Raw genomic sequence first — 17,547 nt, 5'->3', positions numbered from 1 at the left:
ATTGCACACGTTTTTTGCAGCAGGTTTTTGCGATGTTTTTTAACAAGAAAGAAAACGAAGCAGAAGAAGCGTTCAAGAAGCAATTGGAAACTGTCGCAAATGACCCGGCAGTCAAGGCAAACGCTGCTTTGAGCAATCTGATTGAAGCAGCTGTTAAGAAGGTAGAAAAGTCAGAATCAATCCGCTCAATCGCGTCTAACCTGGATACTCAATTGCGGTCCAACTTCGCTGAAAACGAACTGCCAAAGGCCGTTATCAGCTTGCAACTGGACTTGGCCCGCTACTCTGCAGTTGGTGCTAATGGCGTAGTTCTGGAGTAATCTACTGAAAACTTAATCATATTAAAATAAGTGCTGCTGAAGCTTGGTATTCCTTCTTCAACAGCACTTATTAATTTATTTTGAACAAAAAGTGAAAAAGCGCTACGCTTTGCTCATGATTGGTGCTACAATTATCGCAACTAAAGCAGAATAGGTATGATATTTGATCTCTAAGGAGGAGTCGCTATGTACCAAGCTTCACGCCTTCCGTTTTGGGAACGAGTTTTTCTTGTTGTCGGCAACAGTGTGATTTTCTGGCTGTGGCACCACCTCTTAATCGTGGCTCTAGGCCTTTTAACCTTGCTTGGCTTGGTGATCTATCTGGTTGTCAGCGGCATCCGGCAAAAAAACGTCGCTAAAGCTGTCTGGCCAGTCGTCATTTTCTGTTCCTGCCTGGGCCTGGTCTACTTTGCCATGAGCTGCGCAATTATGGACTAAAATAGAAAAAGCAAAGTGCTGCTTGAGCTGGATATTCCGGCTTTGGCGGCACTTTTTTCTGTTATCTATGGTTTATTTAGGCATAAATAATACCCTCAAAATTAAAATATGATTTTGGGGGTATATCTATTTAGTTTACAATTCTTGTTTGATTAACGAGACAACATATTCAAGCCTCGTCCCGCTTTCTCTGTGAGTAAATCCAGGTAGTATATTAACTTTGAATTTCTTCATGAATGGTAGCGCTAAAAATTGCTGATAGGGAACTCTTGAATCTCTAGAGCCGTTTATAAAAATAGTTCGAGTATTTACCTTATTGTCCCGACATAGAGTGTAAAAATCAAGCGCATTTTCTGAAAGATAGTCCTTAAGCCAAGATCGCTCAGATGAAAACAACTCTTGATAAGCAATACTGGTGAACGCGCTTATTGCTATAATTTTTCTGAATATATATTCGGCTGCAAACAGACTGGCTAGGTATCCGCCGTAGCTTTCTCCTAGTAAAACCATTTCTGTATTTGGATTTTGTCTTTTATACTCCCAAAAATATTCTTTTAAAAATTGGTAGTCACTAATTCCACCGTTGCCATAAACAATGGGGTAGTTCACCAAAATAAAATTCCGTTGCTCATTGTAGAGCATAGTTGCGAAAGGGTCTTCTTGCCAATTTCTAAGGGTAAATAAGGGACCTCCATGCAAGTAAAAATAGACTTTCTTACAGTCGCGACAGAAAATATATTCAACTATTTTACGCATACTATCTTTCAGCCAGACTTAATGGCATTCTACGTAAAATTATCTGGGCAAAAATAATCATTATAATTGTAAGTGCTAGAGCAATTAACAAATCGTTAATGTTAAATATGCCAAAGGCTACAGTTCTGAGCGCCTTTAATTGGTAGGATAGAGGATTGATATAGGCCAACACTTTAATGATCAGTGGAGAATTATTGCTGAAGACATAAAGCGTTGGCGCAGCATATGCAACTGGTGAGAAAATCAAGGTCATGATAATGTCTCGTTGCTGGTAAGAAGAAATCCGTGTGCTGAGAACGATTCCCAACGTGGACCAGAATTCAAGTGAGATGATTAATACAAGCAGAGATAGTAACAATAACCCTAAATTGTACACACCACCTGTAGCAAGCCCAAGAACAATCAATACCGCGCTTTGAAATAAGAGACCGGCAATTGGGAAGAAGCTCATTCCAGTTAGGTAGTGCCATGGTTGAACACCATTCGTAAATTTAATAGCCAGTAAACCATATTCTTTATCAACTGTCGCCCGGTACATTGCTTGCGACATCTGGGTGGTCATGAAGAAACTCAAAACACCGGTCAATGCGTACTGCTTGTAGGGCAAAATTAGTGATTCGTAGTGAACGGAAGCTAAATTTTGATTCAAAGCCATGACCAACAAGCCGTAAGTAATAAGCGGCTGCATGAACATTGATAAGAGCAAGCCTTTATTATGCACGAAAGCCCGCCACTCATTGTTGGCAACAATTCTGATCGACCGTAATCCCAAAGATATATTTCTAAAATGTTTCGGATTCATTTTTCTATCGCCTTCCGTTCGTTAAGGTATTTTTCTCGCAAGCTCGTACCACTGTCCAAAAAATCAGTAAGCGAACCAAAGTATTTTTGTTCATGATCGTCTAAGAAAAGAACGTGACTCGCGTAGCTTTCCAGCAGAGTTAAGTCATGTGAAGAAGTTAATACAATACTTCCAGCATCAACTTTTTGCTTTAAGTAGGTAAATAGTTTTTCCGAAGTTTCCACATCGAGCCCGGTTGTTGGCTCATCTAGTATGTAAACTTGCGGCTCACGGGCAATTTCTCTGGCAATTTGTACTCGCTGCTGCTGGCCACCAGAAATATGGTCAACTGGCTTAGCGCTTAAATCACTAATACCCAAGAGTTTTAAGGCCTGCTTGGTTGTTTTTTGGGCTTCCTTAGGCTTAAAGCCAGCGAGAAGCGGTCCTTGATACACATTGTCAGAGACACTGGTATACCAATCAATCAGCTGGCTTTGGGGACTGAAGCCAACATCGTTGAAAGGATTAACCCGATCAGTTTTCAATTTCCATGAAATCTGACCCGACACTGGTGGAATGACGCCAATCAAGCTGTTAATCAAGGTAGATTTCCCAGCACCATTAGCGCCGATTAAAGCGATAAACATTCCTTTATCCAGGGAGAAAGATAAATCGTGAACAACAACTTTATCTTTATAACCAATATTTAGACTATCAGCAATAATCATTTTCTATTTCCTCTAAAGTTAGACTGCTCTTTTTTGAAAGTTATACTTATTGTAATTCCAATAAACGATAAAATAATCTCATGATAAATTAATGTAAAACACATTTTAGAAAGAAAACATACATATGTCAATAGAATTTAAAAAAATAAAGAGCTTCAAAGTGGTTCTATTATTGTTGGTAATTTTTTAGCAGATCCAGAGACATTTGTAATAAATTCAGATGCAATCACAAGCAAAGTGCTGCTTGAGCCAGATATTCCGGCTTTGGCGGCACTTTTTTCATCCCTCCAGGTAAAAAGCATGAAACATTGTAAGGCAAAAGTAACCAAAAATATTCATACAAAGGCCAAAAAGGGCCCGATTTCTTTGGTATAATAAGATAATTACAAATGTTTCACGGAGGAGTGAGTGGAATAAGATGAATACGCCACGATCACGCGAAGGTAACTTTGTCCGTTACCTCGTCTATTTTGTAGTTTTTGTTTTCACGGCCCTGGCCGACAACCTGGCGATCAAGAGCCCGTCCATCAGCATCTGGAACGTGATCCTGTTCCTGGTTCTGGCGGCCATGTGCCTGCTTTTTTACATTTACCGCTACAACCGTGAACAGCGCTTCTTCGATTCACGCTTCAATGTCCCCTGGCTGAGCAGTTTCAACTTCACCTTGCTCTTAAGCTTCGTGGTTGCCGCCGGCCGGATCGGGATTTCCTACCTGCAGCTCTACAAAGGCATGCCTGCCTCGGGTCTGCAGCTGGCCTATGCCTCTCATTCCACCAGCTCCTTATACTGGTTCATGATGCTGGCCAATGGGGTAGTCCTGCCGATCCTGGAAGAGTATCTCTGCACCGGCTTCTTGTTCAACTACTGGTTCAGAACTGAGAAAAAGGGCGTGGCCTACGTCGGCATAATCTGCTCGGGTCTCTTTTACGCTATCTTGACCTTCCAGTTCACTCCGGCAATCTTTGCCTTCAACTTTGCCTTTGGCATGCTTTTCGCCTGGAGCTACCTCAGCACCCAGACCATCTGGCTGCCTCTTTACCTGGCAGCCTTAAACGGGGTCTTGACGGTTGTGACCATCGCCGTTTAACTGAAGAGAGTAAAAAATAAGCGGGGCCGTTTGGCCTCGCTTATTTCTTTGTTAATTTATGGTATAAAAAAAGCGGATAGAGTGAATCGAACCCTCATCTCTAGCTTGGGAAGCTAGCGTTCTACCATTGAACTATACCCGCAAGATATTTTAAGTATAGCATGGAAAAAAACTTTCGCCAAGTCCTTTTGGCAACTTTTTTTCAAAAAGATTCTTCCGGCCCGGCGGGAGTGGTTTAATCTATTTGTTATTTTTGCTAAAATGATAATAATAACGCCCGATAGAAACAATTTAACAAAGAATTTAGCAAAGGAAAGCGAAGAATGACGAAAGAAATTATTTTGACTGGCGACCGGCCAACCGGCAAGCTGCACATCGGCCACTACATCGGCTCCTTGAAGAACCGGGTCATGCTCCAAAACACCGGCAAGTATGACTCTTACATTATGATTGCTGACACCCAGGCATTGACTGACAATGCCCGCAACCCGGAAAAGATCCGCAACTCCCTGATCGAAGTTGCCCTGGACTACCTGGCTGTTGGCTTGGATCCGGAAAAGTCAACCATCTTTGTCCAGTCCCAAATCCCGGCCCTGTTTGAACTGACCACTGACTACATGGACCTGGTAACCCTGTCCCGGCTGGAAAGAAACCCTACTGTTAAGACGGAAATCAAGCAAAAGGGCTTCGGTGACTCCCTGCCAGTCGGCTTCTTGACCTACCCGGTTGCCCAAGCCGCTGACATCACTGCCTTCAAGGCGACCTTAGTCCCAGTCGGCGATGACCAGGAACCAATGCTGGAACAAACCCGGGAAATCGTCCGCAGCTTTAACCGGACCTACAATGTCGACGTCCTGGTTGAACCAAAGGGCTACTTCCCGCCTAAGGGCCAGGGCCGCCTGCCAGGCCTGGACGGCAACGCCAAGATGTCCAAGTCCCTGGGCAACGCCATCTACCTGTCTGATGACGCGGAAACGGTCAAGAAGAAGGTTATGTCCATGTACACCGACCCTAACCACATCCACGTGGAGGACCCAGGCCAGGTTGAAGGCAACACCGTCTTCACTTACCTGGACGTCTTTGACCCGGATAAGGATACTATTGCCCAACTTAAGGAAGACTACCAAAAGGGCGGGTTAGGTGACGTCAAGATCAAGCGCTACTTAAACAAGGTCCTGGAAGCTGAACTGGCCCCAATCAGAGAACGCCGGCAAAAGTACGCTGAAAACCTGGATGCCGTTTACGACATGCTCTACCAAGGGTCACAAAAGGCCAACCAGGTGGCTGACCAAACCTTGCAGGAAGTCCGTGACGCGATCGGCTTCAACTACTTCAAGAACCGAGGCTAATATGACGCGCAAACGAATTCCCTGGAAACAGTACTTTATGATGCAGGCCCTGGTGATCGCCCAGCGGTCAACCTGTGACCGGGCCCTGGTCGGCAGCGTCCTGGTCAAGGACAAGCGGATCCTCAGCACTGGCTACAACGGGTCAGTTTCCGGCCAGGACCACTGCGATGACGTGGGCCACCAGCTGGTCGATGGCCACTGCGTGCGGACGATTCACTCTGAAATGAACAGTCTGATTTCCTGCGCGAAAAACGGGGTCTCAACCGACAACACGGAAATCTACGTGACTCACTTCCCATGCTACAACTGCACCAAGCACCTGCTGCAGGCCGGGGTGACCAAGATCAACTATTATTATGATTATCACGACAGTCCTTTGGCCATTCAGCTGCTGCGTGATAGTGGAGTACCTTATGAACAAATTAAGCTTGACCGCCAATTCGTCGAAGAACTGGCACACAAACTTGAAGACAGCAGCGACTAGGCTGGCCTGGCTCCTGGCTTTAGTCTGCCTTTTTCCCCTGGTGACCGGGGCCAGCAGCTTTTTCGTCCAGGACAATGTCGGCATCATCAATTCCGATACCTGGAAAATGGTTGACCAAAAGAATGCCAAGTACCAGAAGTCTGACCAGCACCCGATCGTGATCGTCGAGACCCTGCAAAATGCCAAAAAGACCCAGCCGGCCGGCTTGAGCAAGGCAAGCAGAACCCTCTATATTGTGATCAACGTGCAAAAGGACGGGACTAAGAAGGCCTATCTTTACAGCAGCAGCGACCTGCACAGCCAGTTTACCGCCCAGGTCCGGGCCAACATCCTCAGCCACACGGCTTCCAAAATCACGGCTGATGACCCGATCGCCTTCAATGAAGGGGTGCAGGAGCTGTTCAAGATTTCCGTGACCTTGATCGACCAAAGCCTCGGCTTTAAAAAGGACTCCCTTGACCTGTCCAGCGAGGAAGTGAACCGGGTGATCAAGCCAGCTGACCTCAGAATTCCGATCATGCTGGCCCTGCTGGTCTTGATCGCGGCCGTGATCATCTTCCTGCGCTTTACGATAAGACGGCAGGCTAGAAAATAAAGCTTTTTCACAGAAAAACTAAATAAAAACGCTAACTTTACATATAGGTGGTTTACAAGCCTGCTTTAAGCGTGTATAGTCTTCTATGTAAAGTTAAAAAGAGAGCAAATGAACTGTTAGGTGAGACTCCTACGTGAACACACGCTATCGCCCAGAAACATCCAGAGATGCCAACGGGTTAAATAGAAATTGTCGAAATAAGGCACTTTCCAGGTAGCTAGCATGTGCTTACGTCACGTAGTGTTAAAGCTGAGCGATTAGTTAATGGCGTGGCCCTATTTTGCAAGGTCCCCCTTACGGTTTGTAAGGGGGATTTTTTGGTTCGTTTGCGAAGTTGTCATAGAGGGGAGAACTATTATGCTCAACAAGACAATGAACAAAGCTGCCAGCGATGACGCAAAGCGGGTTGCAAGAATTGCCCTGGAAAAGCGGAGCGTGACTTTGGCCCAATTGCATACCAGCAGCAACGGCCTCAGCACTGAAGAAGCAGCCAATATCCGGGAAAAGACCGGAACCAACGAGATCGCGAGCAGCAACCAAGCCAGCAAGCTCCACTTCCTGGTCGAAGCTTTCCTGACTCCGTTTACCCTGGTCCTGCTCATTTTGGCGACGATGTCCTTGTTCACCAACTACATCTTCGCCCCGCAAGGGGAAAAGGACCTCAGCACCGTTATCATCATGGTGGTCATGGTCCTGGTTTCCGGGATTACGTCCTTCATCCAGAACGTCCGCACTTCCAACGCCGTCCGGTCCCTTTTGAAGATGGTTTCTGTCACGACCAACGTGCGCCGGGACGGCAAGGACCAGGAAATCCCGACCAAGGACGTGGTGGTCGGCGACATCATCAACGTTTCAGCCGGGGACATGGTTCCAGCTGACATGAAGCTTTTGTCCAGCACTGACCTGTTCTGCTCAGCCAGTTCCTTGAACGGGGAATCAACGCCGACGGAAAAGAATGCCAACTTTGTCCCAACCCCGGACAAGATGGAAAACTACCTGGACTACCCAAACATCCTTTTTAAAGGCACGACTATTGTCTCCGGCTCCGGCCGCGGGGTGGTCTTCGCCACTGGCGAGCACACCGTGTTCGGCAAGATTGCAGCCCAGATCGCCGACACCGAAATGAAGGAGACGACTTTTGACACCGGGATCAAGAACGTCTCCAAGCTGCTCTTGACCATGACGGCCATCATCGCGCCTCTGGTTCTCGTGGTCAACGGCTTGACTAAGGGCAACTGGACTGATGCTTTGATCTTCGCCATCGCTACGGCGGTGGGCCTGACGCCGGAAATGTTGCCAGTCATCGTGACCACCAACCTGGTCCGGGGCAGCCTGGAAATGAGCAAGCACCAGACCATCGTCAAGAAGATGAACTCCATCCAGAACTTCGGTTCAGCCGACATCCTCTGCACTGACAAGACCGGGACCTTGACCCAGGGCCAGGTCATCCTGGAAAAGCACTATAACCTGGAAATGCGGGAAACCGACCGGGTTTTGAAGATGGCCTACCTGAACTCTTACTACCAAACCGGGATGAAGGACCTGATCGACCAGGCAGTCATTGACGTGGCTGATGACGACCTGGACACCAGCGAAATCCAGCGGGACTACCACAAGATCGACGAAATTCCTTTTGACTTCCAGCGCCGGCGGATGAGCGTGGTGGTTGCCAACTCTGACCAAAAGCACGGCGAGCACCTCCTGGTTACCAAGGGGGCGGCTGAAGAAATGCTGGCCGTCTCCAGCCAGGTGGAAATCGGCGGCCAGATCCTGCCTTTGACTGAAGAAAGAAAAAAGCAGATTTTTAAAGATATCGACGACTTGAATAGTGACGGGATGCGGGTTATCGTCTTGGCCTACAAGGTTGACCCGTCTCCAGTCGGCAAATTCACGGTTGATGATGAAAGAGACTTGATCGTGATCGGCTTCTTGACCTTCCTGGATCCGCCAAAGGAAAGCGCCAAAAATGCCCTGGCTAGCCTCAACCGGGACGGCATTACCGTTAAGATTTTAACCGGGGACAATGAAGCCGTTACCCGGGCCGTGGCCTTGAAGGTTGGCCTTAACATCGATACGGTTTACGGACAAAAGGACCTGGTCGGCAAGAGCGATGAGGAACTGGCCAAGATCGTTGAAGAATGCGACATCTTCGTCAAGCTGTCACCGGAATGGAAGACCAAGATCATCGATGCCCTGCAGAAAAACGGCCACACGGTCGGCTACATGGGTGATGGGATCAACGATGCCCCGGCCATGAAGCAGGCGGACGTCTCTATCTCAGTTGACTCAGCTGTCGACGTGGCCAAGGAATCAGCGGACATCATCCTTTTGCAGAAGGACTTGAGCGTCCTGGAGCACGCGGTCCGGATCGGCCGCAAGACCTTGACCAACACCATGAAGTACATCAAGATCACCCTGTCTTCCAACTTCGGGAACATCTTGTCCATCATGGTCGCCTCAGTCTTCCTGCCGTTCTTGCCAATGCTGCCGCTACAGCTCTTGATTTTGGACCTGCTCTACGGAACCAGCTGCCTGGCTTTGCCCTTTGACAGCGTGTCTGAAGACTACCTGCACGTGCCGCGGGAATGGGCAACCAAGAACATGCCGAAGTTCATGTTCTACTTTGGGCCGACGTCATCAATTTTTGACGTCATCACCTTTGCCGTCCTCTTCTTTGTAATCTGCCCGGCCCTTACTGGCGGCAGCTACGCTTCCTTAGGACCGGCAGGGCAGCTGGCCTTCATGACCATCTTCCACACCGGCTGGTTCGTGGAATCCCTCTGGACCCAGGAAATGGTCATCCATGCCTTGCGCGACGAACGTCTGCCACTTATCCAGCAGCGGGCATCAAGCCCAGTCATGCTTGCTACTTTCGGGGCTGCTATCTTCGGGACCTTCCTGCCATTTTCAAAATTGGCCGGAGCCATGAAGTTCGTTCACTTGAACGAAGAATTCCTGTGGATCGTGGCTGGCCTCCTGGTCTGCTACCTGCTTTTGACGACAGTCGTCAAGCACTTCTACATGAAGAAGGAAAAATTCTTGATTTAACTGAAAAAGAACGGTCTTTAGTAAAAAGACCGTTCTTTTTTGCCCGAAAGCCCGTTAAATCGCCGATAGGCTTTATAAGCTAAGGCTTTTTGTTGTATGATAGAGAGTATAGAATTTTTGAGGAGATCAAGCACTATGGCAGATAACAAGAAAACTTTTTACATTACCACGCCAATCTACTATCCGTCTGGCCGTTTGACCATCGGCAACGCCTACACGACGGTAGCAGCGGACACCATGACCCGCTACAAGAAGGCCCGCGGCTATGACACCTTCTTCTTGACCGGGACCGACGAACACGGCTTGAAGATCGAACAAAAGGCCGAAAAGCTGGGCATGAAGCCAAAGGCTTACCTGGACGGCATGGTCAAGGACATCAAGGAACTGTGGAAGAAGCTGGACATCAACTACGACAAATTCATCCGGACCACTGATGAAGAACATGTCAAGGCTGTCCAGAAGATTTTTGAAAAGCTGAAGGCCTCAGGTGACATCTACCTGGGTGAATACACCGGCTGGTACTCAGTTGAAGACGAAGAATACTTCACTGAATCCCAGCTGAAGGAAGTCTTCAAAGACGACCAGGGCAACGTTGTCGGCGGGATCGCCCCATCTGGCCACGAAGTTCAATTGGTCAAGGAACCATCCTACTTCTTCAAGATGAGCAAGTACGCTGACCGGCTTCTCCAGTACTACAAGGACCACCCGGAATTCATCCAGCCAAACTCCCGGGAAAAGGAAATGGTGAACAACTTCATCAAGCCGGGCCTGGAAGACTTGTCAGTTACCCGGACCACGGTTGACTGGGGGATCCCGGTGCCAAGCGACCCGAAGCACGTTGTTTACGTTTGGATCGACGCCTTGGCCAACTATATCACTGCCTTGGGCTATGGGTCAGAAGATGACTCCCTCTTCAAGAAGTACTGGCCAGCTGACGTCCACCTGGTCGGCAAGGAAATCGTCCGTTTCCACACCATTTACTGGCCAATCATGCTGATGGCCCTGGACTTGCCGCTGCCTAAGCAGGTCTTCGGCCACGGCTGGGTCTTGATCTACAAGGACAAGATGTCCAAGTCCAAGGGTAACGCCGTTTACCCGGAATCCTTGATTTCCCGCTACGGCCTGGACCCGGTCCGCTACTACCTGATGCGGGCCATCCCATTTGGGGCTGACGGTTCCTTTACCCCGGAAGACTTCGTTGAACGGACCAATTTTGACCTGGCCAACGACCTGGGCAACCTCTTGAACCGGACTGTTTCCATGATCAACCAGTACCAAAAGGGCCTGGTTGCCCCGGTTGACCAGGAACAGGACAAGTACGGCCAAGACCTGGCTGCCGTTGCTGCCAAGGCCATCAGCGACTACTACGGCAACATGGACAAGATGCACTTCTCCAACGCTTTGGAAAATGTCTGGCAGCTGATTTCCCGGGCCAACAAGTACATCGATGAAACTACCCCATGGGTTTTGAACAAGGAAGGCAAGACTGAAGAACTTTCCAGAGTCATGAGCAACCTGGCGGAAAGCCTGCGCCTGGTAGCCATCATGATCGCTCCGGTTATGACCGAAACTCCAGGCAAGATGTTTGCCCAGCTGGGCCTGGACTGGGAAGACGAAAGCCAGAAGGACTTGCAGTTCGGCGGCTTTGCCTGGGACGTAAACGTCGTTGCCAAGCCAACTCCGATCTTCCCACGCTTGAAGAATGACGAAGAAGTGGCCTACATCAAGGAAGAAATGAAGAAGGCCAAGCCAAAGAAACAGTCAAGAAGAGAACAAAAGCAGGAAGAAAAGCAGATCACGATCGACGACTTTGCCAAGGTCAAGATCCAGGTCGGCAAGATCCTGTCTGTTGAACCAGTCAAGGGATCAAGCAAGCTCTTGATGTTCAAGCTAGACTTCGGCAAGACCGGCGAGCGGCAGATCTTGAGCGGGATTCGCAAGTTCTACCCAGATGAAAGCATCCTTTTGGGCAAGAAGGTTCTGGCTGTAACCAACTTGAAGCCGCGCAAGATGCTGGGCCACGAAAGCCAGGGCATGCTTTTGTCCAGCGAAGCTGACGGCGATGTCAAGCTGGCCCTGGTCGGCGACGAACACCCGGTAGGGGCTGAACTGGGCTAATGAAGATCTACGACAACCATACCCACTTAAACGACAAGCCTTTTGCCGGCAAAGAAGCCGATTATATCCAAAAAGCCAGGGACTTGGACGTGGTTGGGATGAACTGCGTGGGCCAGGACCCGGAAATGAACCTGGGCGCCCTGGAATTAGCTAAGCGCTTTGCCAATGTCAAGGCCATCATCGGCTACTGCCCGGACGTGGCTAAAGACTATGACCAGGCAGCTGAAGACCTGCTGGTTGAGCAAGTTAAAGGCGGCCAGGTAGTCGCTATCGGGGAAATCGGCCTGGACTACTACTGGGATGAGTCTCCCCGGGATGTGCAAAGGAAAGTTTTTGCCCGGCAGATTGAAGTTGCCCGCGATTTGCAATTGCCGGTAAATATCCATACTAGGGACGCCTTCGCGGACTGCTGGCAGATCTTGAAAGAAGCAGACCTGGAATACGGGGCGGTTTTGCACAGCTACAACGGGGGCCCGGAATGGACGGAAAAGTTCCTGGACTTGAACGTGAATTTTTCTTTCTCCGGGGTCGTTTCCTTCAAGAAGGCCGCGGAAGTGCATGAGTCAGCCAAGCTGGTTCCTTTGGACCGGCTTTTGGTTGAAACTGACGCGCCGTTTTTGACTCCGGTGCCTTACCGGGGCCGGCAAAACGAGCCTGGCTATGTCCGCTACGTTGCCCAGGCGGTCGCGGACTTGAAGGGGCTGGATCTGGCCGAAGTTGCGGAAGCAACTTATGCTAATACAATGAGGATTTACGGATTAAATGCAGAAGAATTTTAACGCCGTCGTTGTCGTGGAAGGCAAGGACGATACGATGCGCTTAAAGCAGTTTTTTCCAGGAATTGAGACGGTCGAGACGAATGGCTCGGCCGTTTCTGATGCGGTCCTGGCCAAGCTGAAGAAACTAGCCCAAAGCCGCGAGATTATTGTTTTTACCGATCCTGACGTCAATGGCGAGCGGATCCGCCGGATAGTGACCGAAGCCGTGCCAACGGCCAAGCAGGCCTTTATTACCCGCAAAGAAGGCGAACCGCAAAAAAAGGGGAGCCTGGGGGTAGAGCACGCTTCAAAGGAAGCTTTAGAGCGGGCCTTGAGCGACTTACGCGAGGTCCAAGCCCAAAAGGCTGACTTTGACTACGGGGACTATGTCGACTTGGGCCTGGCCATGGGTCGCCAGTCCCGGCAATTACGGGAGGCAGTCGGGATCAAGCTGGGGATCGGCTATGCCAATTCCAAGCGTTTTTACCAGCGCCTGCAGACTTTTGGCATCAGTTTGGCTGAACTTAAGCAGGCAGTAGAGGAGGCGGAAAATGACCAACAGAATTCCAATCGCTAGTCCGGTAAGGACGGCGGCCATCGTCAATCGTTACTTTGTGCACGCCAAGAAGAACCTGGGCCAGAACTTCCTGGTTGACCTGGATGCCGTCCAGGGGATCGTCCGGGCAGCCGGGATTGAGCCCGGCGACCAGGTAGTGGAAGTCGGCCCGGGGATCGGCTCTTTGACTGAACAGCTGCTTTTAGCCGGAGGCAAGGTGGCGGCTTATGAAGTCGACCAGAGCCTGCCGGAAATCCTGGCCAACGAACTGCCGGAAAAGGTGGACGGCCAAGACCTGGACCAGCGCTTCAAGCTGATCATGAAGGATGTTTTGAAGGCGGACTTTGCAACTGATCTGGCGGGCTTTTTTGACTTAAGCAAGCCCGTCAAGGTTGTGGCCAACTTGCCTTACTACATCACCACGCCGATTATTTTCAACCTGCTGGAATCCAGCCTGGACTTTATCAGCCTGACCTTGATGATGCAAAAGGAAGTGGCTGAGCGTCTGGCTGCCCAGCCGGGCTCTAAGGCCTATGGCCCCCTGTCCATTGCCGTGCAGACTCAAATGAGCGTGGACCTGGCCTTGGAAGTTGGGCACGCTTCCTTCATGCCCCAGCCAAAGGTTGACTCAGCCGTAGTGGTTTTAACGCCTTTGGAAAAGCCAGCTGAGGTTGGCGACCGCAAGCAGTTCAACCGGGTGGTTAAGCTCTGCTTTGCCCAGCGGCGCAAGACCCTGGCCAACAACTTGAAGACCTTGCTTCCAGACAAGGAAGACCGGGAAAAGCTGCTGGACGACCTGGACCTGGACCCGCGCCAGCGGCCGGAACAACTGGCCATCGGCGATTTCATCAGAATCAGCCAGGCTATAGCGGAAATGAATAAATAATTCAATCTTGATTTGAATAGGAAATTATGTTATAATATTCCGATAAAGGAGTGTCATAATTGCCAATCAATATTCAAGACATTAAGCAGAAGTTAGATACCCACCTAGGCGAAGAGCTGACAATCGTTGCCCAAGCGGGCCGCAAGAAGGTAACCAGACGCCGCGGCATTTTGAAGAACACGTTTCCTGCCGTGTTTGTAGTGGCTCTGGACCAGGACAGTAATAATTTTGAACACGCATCATACAGCTACACTGATGTTTTGACCAAGAACATCCTGCTGGAATTTGATGATGAAAGTGATGCAGAGTAAAAATACGAATTTTTGCACTAACATTTCTTGAAAATGTTAGTGATTTTTTTTGCCCTTTAGAGTATATTAGTATAAGTACAAAAACAGACATTAGGAAGGAAAGAGAATGAAACGTTCTGAAAGATTAGTAGATATGACCAAGTTTTTGATGGAGCGCCCGCATACTTTGATTGCTCTGCCCTTTTTTGCCAAGCGCTACGGGGCAGCGAAGTCATCAATCTCTGAAGACTTGGCCATTTTGAAGCACACCCTGGCCAGCAACGAGGATGGGATCCTGGAGACCGTTGCCGGGGCAGCCGGCGGGGTCCGCTATATTCCGTTCTTAGGCCAGAAGCCGGCTGAGAAGTACCTCAAGGACCTGGCAGGCCGCATCCAGGACTCCAGCCGGATTCTGCCGGGCGGCTTTGTCTACCTGTCAGATATTTTGGGCGGGCCATATGACCTGGAGATGATCGGCAAGCTGATCGCCACCCGCTATGCTTACGCCAATATCGAAGCCGTCATGACGGTGGAAACCAAGGGGATTTCTTTGGCCAATGCCGTGGCCAGCTACTTGAACGTCCCAGCGGTAACCGCCCGCAAGCGGTCCAAGGTGACGGAAGGGGCTACTGTGTCCGTTAACTACATGTCCTCTTCAACTTCCCGGGTAGCCAAGATGGAGTTGCCGACCCGGGCCCTGGACAAGGATACGAACGTTCTGATTGTGGACGACTTCATGAAGGGCGGCGGCACTCTGGACGGGATGCGGCAACTGGTCAAGGAATTTGACTGCCAGGTGGCCGGCGTCTGTGTTCTTTGCGAAACTGAATATGAAGAGGAACGCAAGATCAAGGACTACGTTTCCCTGGTCAACATTGACCAGATCGACAGCGAAAAGGAAATCATCCTGGCTCAGCCGGGCAACTTTTTGACTAGAACTAACTTCGACCGTTTCTAAATGTTACAATATAAGCTAGCCATGAAGGCTAGCTTATTTTGATTTAGAAGGTTACAAACAGATGGGAAAATATGTCATAGTTTTGGCTGCCGGCAAGGGCACCAGAATGAAATCCAAGCTTTACAAGGTTTTGCACCAGGTTTGCGGCAAGGCCATGGTTGAACATGTCGTTGATGCCGCCAGAGCGGTCAAGCCAAGCAAGATCGTGACCATTGTCGGCCACGGGGCAGAAGACGTGGAGAAAGTCTTAGCGGGCAAGTCTGAATTTGCCATGCAGGAAGAGCAGCTGGGAACCGGCCACGCGGTTATGCAGGCGGAAGGCCAGCTGGCTGCTTTGGAAGGGGCAACGCTGGTCGTAACCGGGGATACCCCGCTTTTTACCAGTGAAACTTTCGAAAAGCTCTTCGCCTACCATGAAGAAGAAGGCAACGCGGCCACGGTTTTGACGGCTGAAGCTCCGAATCCTTTTGGCTACGGGCGGATCATCAGAGATGACCAGGGCAATGTTTTGCGGATCGTGGAACAAAAGGACGGCAAGCCGGAAGAACTGAAGGTCAAGGAAATCAACACCGGGGTCTTCTGCTTTGACAACCAGGACTTGTGGGCTGCTTTGAAGCAAGTCGGCAACGACAACTCTCAAGGCGAGTACTACTTGACTGACGTTTTGGAAATTTTACGCAAGGCCGGCAAGAAGGTCGGGGCTTACAAGATGCCGGACTTCAGCGAAAGCCTGGGGGTAAACGACCGGATCGCCCTGGCTGAAGCCACCCGGATCATGCAAAGAAGAATCAATGAAGGGCACATGCGGGACGGGGTTACCTTTATCGACCCCGCCACGGCTTACATTGACGCTGACGTGGAAATCGGTAATGACACGGTGATTGAAGGCGGCGTGACAATTAAAGGCCACACCGTGATCGGGTCAGACTGCTTGATCACTTCCGGGTCAAGAATCGTTGACAGCCAGATCGGCAACGGCGTGACGGTAACTTCTTCCACGATTGAAGAATCAATCATGGAAGACAACACGGACATCGGGCCAAACTCGCACTTGCGGCCAAAGGCTTTGATTAAGCGGGGAGCCCACCTGGGCAACTTCGTGGAAGTCAAGAAGGCGGAAATTGGCGAAAACACCAAGGTCGGGCACCTGACTTACGTTGGGGATGCTACTTTGGGCAAGGACATCAATGTCGGCTGCGGGGTCATCTTCTCCAACTTTGACGGGGTCAAGAAGTTCCACACGACGGTTGGTGATAAGTCCTTCATCGGGGCCGGGTCAACCCTGGTTTCTCCGATTAATGTGGCCGACCATGCCTTTATCGCGGCTGACTCAACCATTACCAAGGACGTTGGCAAGTATGAAATGGCCATCGCTCGGGGCCGGCAGGTCAACAAGGAAGCCTACTGGCACAAGCTGCCTTTGTCTGAAGACAAAGAATGGAAATAATCTCGAAAAGGAGCTCCGGCTCCTTTTTTTAATAAGTAAAATGCATCCGTTTACAGTAGCTTTTAAGGGAAAATTGCCTTTCTTTTGAGAACTTTAATAAGCAATTTTTAAACAGAGGGTGTATAATCTAGGCAATGTACAAAAAGAAGCAAGAAAGGTTTGCATATCGATGAAGTTTACTAAGAAAATTGCTTTTGCATCAGCATCATTGGCTTTGACCATGGCTACTCCAGCCGCCCTGCTTACTCAAAACGCGGCTTTTGCCAAGACCACCACGGTTAAGCAAGCAACCAAGGTTAAGGTAACTAAGAAGACCACTCCTTTCTACCACAAGGACGGTTCAAAGTTCACTAAGAAGAGCCAATACGTTTACCAAGGCTGGAAGAGCACTGTAGCTTACAAGAACACCAGCTACAACGTAGTTAAGACTGTAACAATCAAGGGTGCTAAGTACTACTACATCGGCAACGACGCTTACCTGAAGGCCAGCGACGTCAAGGTAACTGCAACTAAGACGGTTAAGTCCAGCTCAACTTCAAGCGCAAAGAAGGCAAGCACTAGTTCAAGCAAGACTACTTCCAAGAAGACTAGTTCAACTTCAAGCTCAAGCAAGTCCAGCTCCAAGAAGACTAGTTCAACTTCCAGCTCAACTTCAAGCAGCTCTTCTTCCAAGAAGACCAGCTCAAAGAAGACTGTAACTCAAATTCAAGTAACTAAGAAGACCACTCCTTTCTACCACAAGGACGGTTCAAAGTTCACTAAGAAGAGCCAATACGTTTACCAAGGCTGGAAGAGTACTGTAGCTTACAAGGGGACCAAGTACAAGGTTTCCAAGACTATCACCATCAAGGGAAGCAAGTACTACTACATCGGCAACAGCGCCTACCTGAAGGCCAGCGCCGTTAAGGTAATCGCATCTAACTTAAACTTCCCACACCAAAAATAACT

General features: G+C 49.4%; 18 protein-coding genes, 1 tRNA gene and 1 riboswitch. Of the genes, 15 read left to right on the top strand and 4 right to left on the bottom strand.

What is annotated here, in order from left to right:
* The coding region (locus HMPREF3168_RS07225) for a bacteriocin immunity protein (RefSeq protein WP_246825703.1) at positions 1 to 320 on the top strand (320 nt) is incomplete at its 5' end.
* Between the two features lie 186 nt (positions 321 to 506).
* Entirely contained in the window at positions 507 to 758 is a 252-nt protein-coding gene (locus HMPREF3168_RS07220; RefSeq protein WP_003614028.1) for a hypothetical protein, read from the top strand.
* A gap of 135 nt (positions 759 to 893) precedes the next feature.
* Here HMPREF3168_RS07220 and HMPREF3168_RS07215 read toward each other — a convergent pair whose 3' ends face one another.
* Genes HMPREF3168_RS07215 through HMPREF3168_RS07205 form a run of 3 tightly spaced genes read right to left on the bottom strand, consistent with a single transcriptional unit; the run spans position 894 to position 3,023 of the window.
* A complete protein-coding gene (locus HMPREF3168_RS07215; RefSeq protein WP_070489400.1) occupies positions 894 to 1,514 on the bottom strand; it encodes an alpha/beta hydrolase family protein in 621 nt (206 codons plus the stop codon).
* A 1-nt stretch (position 1,515) separates the two neighbouring features.
* The gene (locus HMPREF3168_RS07210; RefSeq protein ID WP_003611263.1) at positions 1,516 to 2,316 is read right to left on the bottom strand and encodes an ABC transporter permease; all 801 of its coding nucleotides are present in this window, start codon (positions 2,314 to 2,316) and stop codon (positions 1,516 to 1,518) included.
* On the bottom strand, positions 2,313 to 3,023 hold the full coding sequence (locus HMPREF3168_RS07205; protein WP_070489398.1) for a metal ABC transporter ATP-binding protein: 711 nt from the start codon (positions 3,021 to 3,023) through the stop codon (positions 2,313 to 2,315). The genes HMPREF3168_RS07210 and HMPREF3168_RS07205 overlap by 4 nt, the downstream gene beginning before the upstream one ends.
* 418 nt (positions 3,024 to 3,441) lie before the next feature.
* On the opposite strand from HMPREF3168_RS07205, the gene HMPREF3168_RS07200 reads away from it, so the two are divergent.
* Positions 3,442 to 4,110: a CPBP family intramembrane glutamic endopeptidase gene (locus HMPREF3168_RS07200; protein WP_070489396.1), complete on the top strand. Its 669-nt coding sequence runs from the start codon at positions 3,442 to 3,444 to the stop codon at positions 4,108 to 4,110.
* Between the two features lie 71 nt (positions 4,111 to 4,181).
* On the opposite strand, the gene HMPREF3168_RS07195 is transcribed toward HMPREF3168_RS07200, so the two are convergent.
* Positions 4,182 to 4,252: transfer RNA gene (locus HMPREF3168_RS07195), tRNA-Gly, on the bottom strand.
* 181 nt (positions 4,253 to 4,433) lie between these two features.
* On the opposite strand from HMPREF3168_RS07195, the gene trpS reads away from it, so the two are divergent.
* The 12 genes from trpS (at position 4,434) to HMPREF3168_RS07135 (ending at position 17,545) form a co-directional block, all read left to right on the top strand.
* Positions 4,434 to 5,459, top strand: coding sequence for a tryptophan--tRNA ligase (gene trpS / locus HMPREF3168_RS07190; RefSeq protein WP_070489394.1), 1,026 nt, complete (start codon positions 4,434 to 4,436; stop codon positions 5,457 to 5,459).
* A 1-nt stretch (position 5,460) separates the two neighbouring features.
* Positions 5,461 to 5,943, top strand: coding sequence for a deoxycytidylate deaminase (locus HMPREF3168_RS07185; RefSeq protein ID WP_035171553.1), 483 nt, complete (start codon positions 5,461 to 5,463; stop codon positions 5,941 to 5,943).
* A complete protein-coding gene (locus HMPREF3168_RS07180; RefSeq protein ID WP_050952053.1) occupies positions 5,924 to 6,538 on the top strand; it encodes a hypothetical protein in 615 nt (204 codons plus the stop codon). Before HMPREF3168_RS07185 ends, HMPREF3168_RS07180 begins: the two co-directional genes overlap by 20 nt.
* 105 nt (positions 6,539 to 6,643) lie before the next feature.
* Positions 6,644 to 6,807: riboswitch (M-box (ykoK) riboswitch) on the top strand.
* An 88-nt stretch (positions 6,808 to 6,895) separates the two neighbouring features.
* On the top strand, positions 6,896 to 9,586 hold the full coding sequence (gene mgtA, locus HMPREF3168_RS07175; RefSeq protein WP_070489393.1) for a magnesium-translocating P-type ATPase: 2,691 nt from the start codon (positions 6,896 to 6,898) through the stop codon (positions 9,584 to 9,586).
* A 135-nt stretch (positions 9,587 to 9,721) separates the two neighbouring features.
* Positions 9,722 to 11,704 (top strand): methionine--tRNA ligase, encoded by a 1,983-nt coding sequence (gene metG, locus HMPREF3168_RS07170; protein ID WP_011678008.1) that lies wholly within the window; start codon positions 9,722 to 9,724, stop codon positions 11,702 to 11,704.
* Positions 11,704 to 12,483 carry a TatD family hydrolase gene (locus tag HMPREF3168_RS07165; protein WP_002878718.1) on the top strand — a complete coding sequence of 260 codons (780 nt, stop codon included), beginning with the start codon at positions 11,704 to 11,706 and terminating at the stop codon, positions 12,481 to 12,483. Before metG ends, HMPREF3168_RS07165 begins: the two co-directional genes overlap by 1 nt.
* Complete coding sequence (rnmV, locus tag HMPREF3168_RS07160; RefSeq protein WP_002878717.1) at positions 12,467 to 13,039, top strand: ribonuclease M5; 573 nt, start codon at positions 12,467 to 12,469, stop codon at positions 13,037 to 13,039. Before HMPREF3168_RS07165 ends, rnmV begins: the two co-directional genes overlap by 17 nt.
* A complete protein-coding gene (gene rsmA / locus HMPREF3168_RS07155) occupies positions 13,014 to 13,904 on the top strand; it encodes a 16S rRNA (adenine(1518)-N(6)/adenine(1519)-N(6))-dimethyltransferase RsmA (protein WP_070489391.1) in 891 nt (296 codons plus the stop codon). The genes rnmV and rsmA overlap by 26 nt, the downstream gene beginning before the upstream one ends.
* A gap of 59 nt (positions 13,905 to 13,963) precedes the next feature.
* Positions 13,964 to 14,215: a Veg family protein gene (locus HMPREF3168_RS07150; protein ID WP_003612785.1), complete on the top strand. Its 252-nt coding sequence runs from the start codon at positions 13,964 to 13,966 to the stop codon at positions 14,213 to 14,215.
* 106 nt (positions 14,216 to 14,321) lie between these two features.
* Complete coding sequence (gene purR, locus HMPREF3168_RS07145; RefSeq protein WP_003612830.1) at positions 14,322 to 15,152, top strand: pur operon repressor; 831 nt, start codon at positions 14,322 to 14,324, stop codon at positions 15,150 to 15,152.
* Between the two features lie 61 nt (positions 15,153 to 15,213).
* Positions 15,214 to 16,599, top strand: a complete 1,386-nt coding sequence (gene glmU, locus HMPREF3168_RS07140; protein ID WP_070489389.1) for a bifunctional UDP-N-acetylglucosamine diphosphorylase/glucosamine-1-phosphate N-acetyltransferase GlmU — start codon at positions 15,214 to 15,216, stop codon at positions 16,597 to 16,599.
* Between the two features lie 169 nt (positions 16,600 to 16,768).
* Positions 16,769 to 17,545 (top strand): hypothetical protein, encoded by a 777-nt coding sequence (locus HMPREF3168_RS07135; RefSeq protein WP_070489387.1) that lies wholly within the window; start codon positions 16,769 to 16,771, stop codon positions 17,543 to 17,545.
* Positions 17,546 to 17,547: the final 2 nt, after the last annotated feature.

Source organism: Lactobacillus sp. HMSC08B12, from assembly GCF_001808415.1.
In the GTDB taxonomy this organism is placed as follows: domain Bacteria; phylum Bacillota; class Bacilli; order Lactobacillales; family Lactobacillaceae; genus Lactobacillus; species Lactobacillus delbrueckii.
This window is presented reverse-complemented; position numbering and strand designations above follow the sequence as displayed.